General features: G+C 33.2%; 11 protein-coding genes. 3 read left to right on the forward strand and 8 right to left on the reverse strand.

The window, feature by feature from the left end:
* Entirely contained in the window at window positions 1–2241 is a 2241-nt protein-coding gene (locus M666_RS12225; RefSeq protein ID WP_029446071.1) for a TonB-dependent receptor, read from the reverse strand.
* Between the two features lie 206 nt (window positions 2242–2447).
* On the opposite strand from M666_RS12225, the gene M666_RS12230 reads away from it, so the two are divergent.
* From M666_RS12230 to M666_RS12240, 3 genes are read left to right on the forward strand one after another with little or no spacing between them, the layout of a single operon-like run.
* Window positions 2448–2792, forward strand: coding sequence for a hypothetical protein (locus M666_RS12230; RefSeq protein ID WP_024480298.1), 345 nt, complete (start codon window positions 2448–2450; stop codon window positions 2790–2792).
* A 43-nt stretch (window positions 2793–2835) separates the two neighbouring features.
* On the forward strand, window positions 2836–4140 hold the full coding sequence (locus M666_RS12235; RefSeq protein ID WP_029446072.1) for a phenylacetate--CoA ligase family protein: 1305 nt from the start codon (window positions 2836–2838) through the stop codon (window positions 4138–4140).
* Window positions 4141–4166: 26 nt separating this feature from the next.
* Complete coding sequence (locus tag M666_RS12240; protein ID WP_029446073.1) at window positions 4167–4880, forward strand: acetyltransferase; 714 nt, start codon at window positions 4167–4169, stop codon at window positions 4878–4880.
* 30 nt (window positions 4881–4910) lie between these two features.
* On the opposite strand, the gene M666_RS20255 is transcribed toward M666_RS12240, so the two are convergent.
* The 7 genes from M666_RS20255 to M666_RS12280 form a co-directional block, all read right to left on the reverse strand.
* Complete coding sequence (locus M666_RS20255; RefSeq protein ID WP_082007910.1) at window positions 4911–6695, reverse strand: NeuD/PglB/VioB family sugar acetyltransferase; 1785 nt, start codon at window positions 6693–6695, stop codon at window positions 4911–4913.
* Window positions 6696–6748: 53 nt separating this feature from the next.
* Complete coding sequence (locus M666_RS12255; RefSeq protein WP_029446074.1) at window positions 6749–7351, reverse strand: sugar transferase; 603 nt, start codon at window positions 7349–7351, stop codon at window positions 6749–6751.
* Between the two features lie 14 nt (window positions 7352–7365).
* Window positions 7366–8424, reverse strand: a complete 1059-nt coding sequence (locus M666_RS12260; RefSeq protein WP_029446075.1) for a hypothetical protein — start codon at window positions 8422–8424, stop codon at window positions 7366–7368.
* 55 nt (window positions 8425–8479) lie between these two features.
* Entirely contained in the window at window positions 8480–9676 is a 1197-nt protein-coding gene (locus M666_RS12265; RefSeq protein ID WP_029446076.1) for a glycosyltransferase family 4 protein, read from the reverse strand.
* Window positions 9677–9768: 92 nt separating this feature from the next.
* A complete protein-coding gene (wecB, locus tag M666_RS12270; protein WP_029446077.1) occupies window positions 9769–10902 on the reverse strand; it encodes a non-hydrolyzing UDP-N-acetylglucosamine 2-epimerase in 1134 nt (377 codons plus the stop codon).
* Between the two features lie 43 nt (window positions 10903–10945).
* The gene (locus M666_RS12275; protein WP_029446078.1) at window positions 10946–12079 is read right to left on the reverse strand and encodes a polysaccharide biosynthesis C-terminal domain-containing protein; all 1134 of its coding nucleotides are present in this window, start codon (window positions 12077–12079) and stop codon (window positions 10946–10948) included.
* Between the two features lie 182 nt (window positions 12080–12261).
* Entirely contained in the window at window positions 12262–12693 is a 432-nt protein-coding gene (locus M666_RS12280; RefSeq protein WP_029446079.1) for a cupin domain-containing protein, read from the reverse strand.

Below are 12693 nucleotides of genomic sequence, written 5' to 3' on the forward strand. Positions count from 1 at the left end.
CTATTTTATTTTATAACGTAATCCTATATAGTAAATACCTCCTAATGTAGGAGCATAAGTAATAGTGCTATCAAAATAGGGACCAAAAGGGTCAGTTGCTGCAATAATAGGTCGTTTTTGAATAGTATTCCCGATGTTTTCCCCACCTATATACATTTCTAAGCTAGTGTTGAAAATTCTTGTAATCTGCGTGTTTAAAACGGTATATGGTACGGCGTAGGCGTCTAATTGATATATTGTAGGATTTGTACTTGTATCTGGTAAACGTTGTTTTCCTAGCCAATTAGAGGTGAAATCGAACACCCATTGTCTCCCTTCATATTTTTTTTGAGTTTCATAATTTAAATTTATGAAAACTCTATTTCTAGGCTGTAAAGGTTTTTCTAAAAGCCCTTTGTTATAGGTAACCTCCACATCGTAATGCTTATAGGTGGCTCTTAGGTCTAAATTTTGTATTATTTCATAATTTAAATCAAATTGAAGGCTATTAGAAGTACTTTTTCCATTAAGATTATAAAATGAAATTTCTTGTGGCGTTTCCCAGTCTACCACTACTTGGTTTTTAAAATTTACATGGTAATAATCTATAGAGATATCAAAAAGGCGGTTAAATAAATAGCCCTTTTGACTGAAATTTACGCCTGAATTCCAAGCTATTTCAGGATCTAAACCATAGATTTTTCCTAAGGAATTTATGGTAGTAATGTTTCTGTTGGAAGCAAAGAGCTGTTGATTTTCAGCGTAGATATTCGCAGCTCTTTTACCACGGCCTAGATTAAATCTAAGGCTAGCTTTGTCCCATAGGGAATAGCGTACATGGAGTCTAGGGGTGATAAAATTACCTAGCCTATTAGAATGATCTGCTCGCAAACCAGCAACAAAACTTAATCTTTCTAGACTATCATACGTGTATTCAAAGAAGGAGCCTACGCCATTGTCAATTCTAGAAATAACATCAGAATTTACGAGTTCATCATATTGGTCGTAATTAAAACTAAACCCTGTTTTAAATTTATGTTGGGTGCTTCCTATAATACTGTTGAATAAAAGATTGCTGTAAAAAGAGGTATGGTTAATGTCGTATCTCTTGTTGCCATAATACGAGTTTTGTTTATGATTACTATAAGCAGTTTGATAACCAAAACTTTGGTACTGTAACTCCGGGAAGACATACCCAATCTTAGCAGAAGCATCAAACCTATGGGTTTCAATTTCACTACCCCAAAATTGGTTAGAGAAGGCATGAACATCTGGATCGTAACTGGTCTCTCCAGTTTGTTTATTATCGGTTAAGTATTGTAGATTAAGATAACTCACCCATCCTTTTTCTAAATCTACATATTGCCACCTGTTCATTAGATTAAGCTGTTTGGCGATAGGGGTATCTAAAAAATTATCATCATTTCTATCTATTTTTCCAGAGCGCGAATTTGCATGAAGATAAAGGCCTGTGGCTAATTTGTCATTAAGAACCGTATTATAGCGTGTGTTGAGTTCAAAGCGTTCATTGTTATTGGCGTAGGTATTTAAGAAAAACTTTTGGTCAGTGAGCGGTTTTACTAGCTCTGTGTTTATCTGTCCAGAAATACTTTCAAAACCATTTAAAACAGCTCCTGCGCCTTTGGTGATTTGGATACTTTCAATCCAAGATCCAGGAATGAAAGACAAACCATAGATCTGAGAGGCACCTCTTATAAAAGGCATATTTTCTTGGGTAAATAGTAAATACGGACTGTTCATCCCTAACATTTGAATTTGCTTAGCGCCACTTATACCATCAGAAATGCTTACATCTACAGAAGGGTTGGTTTCAAAACTCTCAGAGAGGTTGCAGCAAGCTGCTTTTAACATTTCTCTACTATCTACATTTACGGTATTTTGCGGATTGAATAAAGATTTCTGAATGGAGTTAACTTTTTTTCTTACTACAACCTCCTCTAGAGCAATATTAGGTTGCAGGTATATTTTTCCCAAGTTAGGTCTGTTTACAGTAATGGTATCTGAAACATACCCTACATAACTCAATACAATTTTTTTATGGACTGTGCTGTAGGCTAACGAAAAATTACCATTACTATTGGTGACGGTGCCGGCAGATGAATTTAGCCAAGAAATATGCACATCAGCTAAAGTATTCGGATCTCCTTTTTCAGTGCGCTCTAATACGGTTCCCGTTATTTTCAATTGTGAAAATACGCATTGAGTTAGTAGAAGTAATATGAAAAAGGGGATAGGTTTCATTGAAACATTTTAAAACTCCTAAACCACATAAAAAGGCTGTAAGAGAAAGTAATACGTGAGGTAAATTTAATTTATTTTTTTTCTATGAGATCACACCGCTGGTTTTATTTTAGGAAGAGGGTACTTCATAGAGTTTTTGGGTATTTTGTCCTTTTGTTATAAATTAAAATTCATTTTGGTCTATTTTTAAAAATAATTAGAAAAAGATGAAATACATTGTATTGTCTTTCTGTTTGTTTTTAGGGTCATGTGTTTTTTCAAAGCCCTCCTCTGATATTTTGAAAATAAAGTATAGAATTGTTAATAATACAGCACTTCACTTTACAAATGTTTCTATTTTTTCTAAGAATATTGGCACATTAAAGGCTTATGATACGATAAGCTATTCCGCCATAAATTATGACTCATTAAAGCAAGATCCGTTATTTTACGGTATTTATAATGAAGTTAATTATGCACGGTATTTGGTGTTGCCAAAAACAAATAATGAAAGAGTGACATTTAGTATTGATAGTTTAGCGAATAAAATTATTTATATTAGTACTAAGTAGCATAGTTCCCCCGTTAAATTTTATAGAATACTTGATCTAAGATATGTTAGGAAACTTACGTAGAAAGTTATTTTGGTTGTTAGACTTTGCCAAAGGAGGGCAAGTTGCATTTCATTATAAAGAAATAAAGGCATTACATGAAAAGACTTCTAGAGAAGCGCTTGTAAATAGGAATGCAACAAAAATAGCAGATCTACTACAGCACGCTACAAGTACGGTTTCTTTTTACAAATCTTATGCAGGAGAAACACTTTCTTTAGCATCTTTTCCTGTGCTTAATAAGTTGGCACTTAGAAATGGAGGCAATCATTTTAAGAGTGATAAATTCGCAACAGCAAAGTTGCATAGAGTGGCTACTAGTGGTTCTACGGGACAGCCTTTTATTGTGGAGCAAGATCACAACAAACGGCATAGAAATACGGCAGATACTATTTATTTTGGAGAAAAAGCAGGATATAATATCGGAGATCGTCTTTTTTATTTCAGATTGTGGGACAAACAATATAAAAAGAATAAATGGTTGGCATGGACTCAGAACATTGCTATGTATTCTGTAGATGAAATGGATGATTCCGGAAATAAGAAGGCTGTAGAAGAATTAAGGGACACACATGCTTCCATTGGGTTACTAGGGTACTCTTCTGCTTTTCAAAATTTGTGTAATTACTTAGATAAAACGAACAGCAAGCCTATTTTAAATAAATGTAGTTCTATTATCTGTATTGCAGAATCTTTAAATGAATATGTCAGTGATAAGTTATTTCATTATTTTGGAGTTCAAGCAATTTCACGATACTCGAATAGTGAGAATGGTATTTTAGGGCAACAAGAGCTTAATACAACTCATAAATACTATAAAATTAATTGGGCTAGCTATCATGTTGAAGTTTTAGCTTTTGATTCTGACGATGCCGTTCCTTTAGGAGAATTAGGACGAATAGTAATTACAGATCTGTATAATTATGCGATGCCAATGATTCGTTATGATACTGGAGATGTAGGTGTCATGCAATGTATAGAAGGAGATCTTGTTTTTTCTAAAATTGATGGACGTAAAATGGATATGTTTATAGCAACAAACGGAGAATTATTGTCTTCGCATATCGTCCATAAAATTTTGCAATATGACAATATAGATCAATTTCAATTTATTCAAGAATCTAAGACTACGTATACTATAAAAATAAAATTGTTACACCAAGATTCTTTTAAAGATGAGCGTAAGGTTATTGAAGAATATGAGACTTATTTTGGAGAAGCATCTAAAGTGAATATTGAATATGTAGATATTATTCCAGCCTTAAATTCTGGAAAAAAGAAACTAGTAATCAATATGATGCTTAATTAAAGTTATTAACTGATAAATAATAAGGAATGAAAAAAGTCATCGTTTTTGGGGCTTCAGGTCATGCTAAGGTAGTTATTGATATTATCGAGCAGCAAAACCAATATGAGATTTTTGGACTTGTTGATTCCTTTAAGCCAAAAAAATCGCTCCTATTTGAGTATGCAATATTAGGGAATGAAGATGATCTTCCGGCTCTTGTAAAAGAACACAATATTTACGGTATTATAGTGGCTATAGGAGATAATTGTACTCGAAAAACTATTGTGCATAAAGTACAGGAAATTTGTCCAACACTTCAATTTATTAATGCTATACATCCTACTGCGGTTCTTGGAAAGAATGTAGCTCTGGGAAATGGTATTGTCGTAATGCCAGGGGCAATTATTAATAGTGATGCTGTGATCGGTGACTCATGCATTGTAAATACCAATGCTAGTGTAGGTCATGAAGCTATTTTGAAAGATTTCTCTAGCATCTCTCCAGGAGTAAAAATTGGCGGGAATTTTAATTTAGGTTTTTGTAGTGCAATCTCAATTGGGGCTACAGTTATTGAGAACATTACGATAGGGGATAATACCATTATAGGAGCAGGAGCAGTGGTTACTAAAAATTTTCCTAATTGCATTGTGGCCTATGGCAGTCCTGCTAAAATTATTAGAGCACGTACGGAAAATGAACGTTACCTATTTTCTAATTTAGAACGAAAAGGAAAGAGGGCTGTCTTAAAGCAGGTAAAATAGCCATTTATACCTTATTTTAAATAAGTTATTCTATTGTTCTCTCTCAGCTTTTCGATATAGTGGGAAAAAATCTTGGACGATATCTTTCTTATTTAATTTGTATGTGTATTTTCTAGCTAGCGTAGTCAATTTTTCATAAACCACTTCATTAATTATTTTTCTTCCAGTGTAATAGATGACATCATCATTTTTTGGAAAAAAACTTTTCTTATACTTATATAAACTGTCGTCATTAGATCTTCCTCCTCCTAAAATGTAATTAGCGTAACCATTTGCACGCCCCCATTTAATAGCTTCCATTTTTAAAAAATCATTGGGTCTAAAATCAAAGTAATTTTCTAAAGTGCCACCAAGAAAAGAATACATGGTAGTACTGTTTAGTAATAAAAGCTCTGATGAGATGGCAATTTTATCTTTAAAAATTAATGCCAAAACTGTGTTTTGGGGGTTGGCGTGTATTAATTTTTTAAAATAGCCTAAACTAAAATAATAAGTCTGATCTGCATTATTACGTTTCATTGTGCTAATGTAGATTTCATGAAAAACTTCTATTAAATTTTCATCTATAGTACCATGATAGATTTTAGAAGTTAAGCCATTTGAAACGGCTTTGCGGTAATTATTTCTTACCTTAGGTGTAAATTCTTCCCATTGCAGAGTTTCATCGGAAAAAATAGTTCCTTTTACATTGTTTAGGGTAGGAATTAAATTTCCTGAATATCGCTTATAATTTCCTTCTAAATTAAAGCGGATAAACTCTGTGATAACTTTATTGTTTATGTACCAATCATCTACTAAATGCCAGAAGGTATCCGTGTCAGTTGGGCTTATTTCTTTGTTAAAAAGTGGTCCGCTATAGCCATAAAAGGAGCTCACGTCATAATAGGTTGTGTTTTTTTCTTGCAAAATAATTTTGCGAAGAGAAAAAGGCATCATAGCGATCACGGTATTTCTTTTCTTTAAAATAAAGTATTTTAAATGTTCAGTTTCAGAATTTTCAATGTTAAATAACGCGGTCTTATAGAATACATCGCAGCCTTCAAAGTTTTTCAGATGAACGTTATAGGTGGCAATATCATCTTCACTTTTTAAATTATAACACTGCAGGCTATACCCAAGTAATTTAAGGTTTTTATTTTTAGGTTTCTCTAGTATTAGTTCTTCATCATTAATAGGAGCTCTAACTTTTAAGGTTTTAGCAGGTACTCCCGCAACTACATGGTTATCTTCAACATCTCTGATTACCACAGCGCCTGATCCAATAATGGTATTTTCTCCAACTATTTTAACACCGGTCATCACGGTAGAACTGATGCCTAAAAATGCTTTTCTTTTTATTAATATTCCGGCTCCAATGTTAACGCCTGTAGATATAAAAGATCCTCTCTTAATTAAAGTATGATGAGCTACGTGACTCCCCATACTAATGATTACATAATCTTCTATTTTGGTATGTGGCATAATCATTACTCCAGGTAATAAATAAACACCATTCCCAATTTGAACATCTTTATTAATTAAAGCAGTATCATGAATAAAATTTGGGGTTTCAAAACCTTCTCTATTTAAGATTCCTAGGTATTTGGTCCTAATAATATTATCACCAATAGGGCAAAATACCTGGTGTATTTTTTTAGAAAAATTATTTTTAACTAAATCTTGAAAATTACCCAAGACAGGGACTCCATGAATTAATTTTCCAAGACTTTCTTTGTTATCATCTATAAAACCGATAATATTAAAACCTTGCTCTGTCAAATAGGTTAAAAATACTTCACCATAAGTACCTCCTCCTAATATTACGGCATTTTTCATGCTTTTATGTTTTAGCTTTTTATTGGTTGTTATAATTAAATACCTTGGCCTTTTTAACTACCTGTAAAAGTAGTCATGTTTACATTTTCGCTAGCATTTACACCTTCTCTAATTAGTACTTTTTTTAGCGTTAGAAATAAAATTTTAACATCTAAAAAAAATGAGATGTTCTCCACATACCAAACATCTAATTCAAATTTTTTCTCCCAAGAAATGGCATTTCTTCCATTTACTTGTGCCCAACCTGTTATGCCTGGTTTTAGATCATGTCTTTTTGCTTGTTTAGCATTATATAAGGGTAAATACTGTACAAGAAGTGGTCTAGGCCCTATTAAACTCATATCACCCTTTAAAACATTTAGTAATTGAGGAATTTCATCTAATGAATATTTACGAATGAAGTTACCAAACTTGGTAACTCTTAAATGAAAAGGTAAAAACTCTCCGTTTTCATCTTTTTTATCATTCATAGATTTGAATTTTATTACTTTGAATATTTCACCGTTTTTACCGGGTCTAGGATGAAAGAAAAAGGGCTTCCCATTGTTGGTAAATAACAGAATTAAGGCTACTCCCAAAAAGAAAGGAGATAGCAGTAAGAAAGCCGTAAAAGCAATTATCAAATCTAATAATCGTTTAAAAAAATGTGTATACATGGTAGTGTTTTCTGTTATTTAGAATTCCAAGAATTTAGTTTATCTGCGATGTAATCCATGGTCTCTCTAGTGTACCTAAAGTCAATATGTATGTTTAGGGCATGTTTATATAGGGTCTCTAAAGTATTGTCTGGCCACAGTTCTGAAGGATAAATTTTATGAACTATCAAATAGTGTTTTAAGCTATTAAATGTATCTCGATCTTTTAAAATCAGTTCCAGTCCAAAGGAAGTATGTTTTTCTTTATAAAGAACTTTAAATGCTGAATTTGGTACTATTTTTTCAAAGATGTGCTTAAAATTTGTGCTTTTAACAGCGAAATAATCTTTATTTAGGTACGTCAATAAATGGGCACGGTGTTCTTTCTTCACGGGTACAACATCATACTGATGGTGTAAAAAAGTTTCAGTTTCCCCTATTATGTTCAAGTAGTCCGCTACTTTGCCGATGCCATTCACCTTATAATTTTGCTTTAAAATCATGGCTTTATCTATCAAATTCCAAATTCTAGAGAAATCATCAGTAGAAGATTTTTTGCTAATTGATAAGTGGTCATTCCCATTGGGTTGCCAAAGAATACCTCCTAAAGGTATAGGAAGGGTTTTACGCAAAGAAGCAAAGCAATAATCGGCCTTACTTTTTACACATGCCTTACTTTGCCAGCCATGTGAATGGTCTTCTATAAAGATAGCTCTTTTGGTGTTATTTGGGATTTTATACTCATAGATTCCCCAAAAATTATTGAGTATAACGACGTCTTCTTCTGTTGAAAAGTCCTCAAAATTAACTGTGGTATTCTCGAAAAAAGGATCAATGTCGTAGGTGTCGATAGTATCAAAATTAGCTTTTAACCAGCTGGTAACATGTTGGCAGTAATATTTTGGAAGCCAAATTTTTCGAATAGTGCTGCGAGTTTGTAATAAGGTAAGCAAATGTTTAATAGCATGTCTTCCAGTATAAAACAACTCATAATTTGGAATAGATTGCAGCGCATCAAATTCCTTTAAGGTAGTTTTATCTGTTTTAGGGAAAAAAGACCCTAAACCAATGGTATTGATTTCTTTCGTCAACATAAGACTGTTTCGTATTGCTTTATGTACTAAGGCGTAAAATGCTTAATGGTTTTTGCTAAGTAGTAACTTCGATAATAGTTTTGTAGGCTTTATCTGGCAGTAGGTTTTCTTTCATATAAGCATATCCATTTTCTCCCATTTGAGCTCTTAAGCTCGCATCGTGGTAAATGAGGAGCAACTTCTTTTTTAGATCTTTAGTATCTCCTGCTGCTGCCCAATATCCTGCTTTTACTTCTTCTAATATAGTTCCAAAATCAGTATTTAAATCTACCGAAGCTAATACAGGTTTTTTATTTCCAAAATAGGATAGTACTTTTGATGGGAAATTAGGAATTGTAAAATCTTCACTCAGGGAGATTAAACCAACATCAGAAAGCCTTAATAAGTCATTATAATCCGTTTTTGGTATTTTATCTTCCAAAATTACATTCGCTAATTTCTCTTCTTGCACAAGATTTGTTAACTTTTGTTTTTCCGTGCCCGTACCAATAATGAAGAATACAATTTCAGAAAAGTCTTGACATTCTTTGGCTAATAGAATAATGTTTTCCATTTTTTGCGGCTTGCCAATATTTCCACCAAAGATGACAATGAATTTATCCTTTAACTTATATTTATTTAAGAGCGCTTCAGAACTTTTACCTTCTTTATAATTGGGAAGATTCTCCCAGTTAGGAAGGAGGTGTAATTTTGATGGCGCTACATCAGCATTATGTTTTTTTATATAATTTATGTTGGCAGGAGACATACATCCCATATAATCTGCTACGTTATATAATTCTTTTTCTTTTTTTCTAAAAAAAGTATGAATAGCGCCATTACCATCCATCATTTTTAAATCTACGGCATTTTGCGGAAAAATATCGCGTAAAATTAAATACAGTTTTGCACCAGATTTATTTTTAACCCATTTAGCCGTAGGAGTCAATGTTATGGGAGGAGTGGGCATTAAAATGAGATCAAAATCTAAGGTGATTTTATTTTTTTTAAGGGCCTTTTTGTATTGCCAAGAAAGTAATAAGTTTGCAAGTCCTTTCTTTAATGTTCCTACATTAAATAAGGGTAGGGTGGCAACACGTAATACGCTCACTCCGCCCTCTAACCTTAACCCTGTATCTTTAGAATTCTCTGCTGGAGCTACCACCAAAACATCGTGTCCGTTTTGGTGAAATTCATGAATTAGATCTGTATACAAGTTAGTATACTTGGCAACATCAGGAAATCCTAAGGCAAGAAAAATTATTTTTTTCATCTTAATAAAATTACACAACTCATGGTATTACTGGTGCAGACATAAATTATGGTATGGATCATTAGTTATTAAATCCTCTAAATATTTAGGTGCTATTTAGACCAGACAACACGATTTACATAGTCTACGTAAGACAAGATAATACGCACTACTTTTTCACTTACATTTGGCATAGAATAATCTGCAACAGGTCTAAAATTACGCTCAGGATTAGTCTTTTGTGCTTTTAACGCTACTAAGCCTTGTAGTATTCGCTCTGGATTTAGTCCTACCATCATAGCAGAAGCCTCTTCCATAGCTTCAGGTCTCTCATGAGCATCTCTAATATTAAGTGCTCTAAAGTTCAGGATAGATGATTCTTCAGAGATGGTACCACTATCTGATAATACCGCATAGGAATGCAATTGCAAGGCATTGTAGTCTGAAAAGCCTAATGGTTTTAAGAATTGTATGTTCTGATGAACCTCTAATTTCTTTGCATCTAGCATGTTCCGTGTTCTTGGATGGGTAGATACAATGATAGGATAATCGTATTTTTCAGCAATCAAATTTAAGGAAGTAATTAAGCCCTCAAAGTTTTTGGGATTACTAATATTTTCTTCTCGGTGTGAGCTCACGACAAAATATTCCCCCTTTTTTAAGTTCAATTGATCTAATACCGTAGAAGCTTCAATTTTTGGTTTGTATTTCATTAGTACCTCAAACATAGGGCTACCCGTTTTAATGACTCTATCTGCTGGTAAACCTTCTTTTAATAAATATTCTCTAGCAATATCACTGTAGGTTAAATTAACATCAGAGACATGATCAACAATTTTTCTATTGGTTTCTTCAGGTACACGCTGATCAAAGCAACGGTTACCCGCTTCCATGTGAAATATTGGAATTTTCCTTTTTTTAGCAGGAATTGCACACAAACAAGAATTGGTATCTCCCAAAACTAAAAAAGCATCAGGATTTATTTTTTCTAGAATAGGATCTATTTTAATAATGATATTCCCAATGGTTTCTGTGGCGTTCGTACCAGCCGCATTAAGAAAATGATCGGGTTTCTTTATTCCTAAATCCTCAAAAAATATTTCATTAAGTTCATAATCATAATTTTGCCCAGTATGCACTAAAGTATGCTCTATAGCTTCATTATTTTCTAAAGCCGTTAATACACAGGCTAAACGGATTATTTCGGGTCTTGTACCAACAACAGTAACTACTTTTAATTTTTTCATCTTCTTGATGTATGTATTTTTTAGCTATTTTAAATCTTAAATTTTAAACGTTTTCAAAGTACGTATCAGCATCTTCTGGATTGTAAGGCTCATTAATCCAAAAAAGTGTTATGAGTTCTTCGTCTCCTATATTCTTTATATTATGCGTATACCAAATAGGCATATCTACATAAGCGGGTTCCTTACCATCTAAATAGTAATCAATCACGTCGTTTGTACCTATCTTGCGCAATTGAATTAAAGCTTTGCCACTAATCACAGCAAAACGTTCTGCTTTTCTAGTATGAAAATGGTTTCCTCTAGTTATACCAGGTACGGTGGTAGAAAATGAGAATTGACCACTGGTTTGTGTTCTCGCAATTTCGACAAAGCTTCCCCTAGGATCGGTATGTTTTGTAAACTTTACTGGATAATGATCTTGTGGTACATAGCATCTGAACGTATTAAATAATGCTTTTTCAAAAGGAAGTTCTAAAGTTGGAAAAATACCATTCTCCATATAATCCTTTTTATAACTTTTTAGCAAAGTTAATATTTCAGAAACTTTTTTAAAATGTTTCGGTGCAATAACTAGTTCTGTGCTAAAGTCAGAAAGAGCGGTTCCTTTTTCGGTTCCTTTAATAACATTAATAAATAATGCTACGAGTTCATTAATATAAATTAGTCCTACTTCAGAATCATTGATCACGGTAGGCTCTTCTCCATGTGTAATTTTATGACAAAAAGTAGCCACTACTGAATTGTAATTTGGTTTTCCAAAAGGACCAAAAACATTAGGAATGGTCAAAGACGTAAACCTAGCTTTCTGAGTGTTTGCCCAAGCTACTAATTTTTCTTTCCCTTCTTTTTTAGATTTTCCATACAAGTTATCATTTATTTCTTGGGATGATGAAGAAAATAAAATATGTGGCGTTACATTTTTAGCTTCACAAGCTGCAATTAGTTGATCTACTAGAGCAATATTTGTCGCGTAAATTACATTGGCATCTTCATGACGGTTCATAGCGGCTAAATGAACAATGGTATCACAAGTGCTAACAAAGTCTTCTAATGCTTTTGAATCTTCAAAAAAAGAACGTTCAAATGGAATTAATTCTATGGTATCATCTAAAGATAGCGTGGTGTAGAGGTGATTCCCTACAAAACCTGCTTGACCGGTGATGCCTACTTTTTTCATGGTTTTGTGTTTTATATGGTGATTTTGCTTAATGAGCTAAATCAATATTTTTATTTATTAAATGCTATGCACGCCGTCATCATGCTATACCAACTATTGGTATCTTAAGTTTGCAGTCTCACAAACTAATACGCTATTTTTTTTTGACTTTAAAGGCATCTTTTTTCAAATCTTGCCAATTATTAAATAGTCCAATCTACTATATGCGCTGTTTCAGGAAATCTAAAATCATCAGCGATGGATGCTGTTACACTGACATTAGAATAGACCATTAATTTGGCATGCTCCTTCAAGGCTTTAAAACCAGAGGCAAAACCTCCAGGTACCTGTAATATTACAGGGTCATCACTGTCCAGGATATACTGTTCTATTTTAAGATCCGGTCGTAAATTACCCTTATTGTCAATGGCAATTAAATAGAATAAAAAAGCACCTTCGCAACAATAAAACCATTTTGTTTCCTTCAAATGTCCTTGCCATGCCCTTACAACATCAGTGTTGCTTGGGTTTATTTCATAAAACCGTACAACGGGTTTTAATGAAAAGTTATTAAAGAAAACCAATTTGCCTCTTTCATCGGTATGTGCAGCTCCCTGGGTTTTAGTAATCCCCAT

The sequence above is a fragment of the Cellulophaga baltica 18 genome (assembly GCF_000468615.2).
Lineage (GTDB): Bacteria > Bacteroidota > Bacteroidia > Flavobacteriales > Flavobacteriaceae > Cellulophaga > Cellulophaga baltica.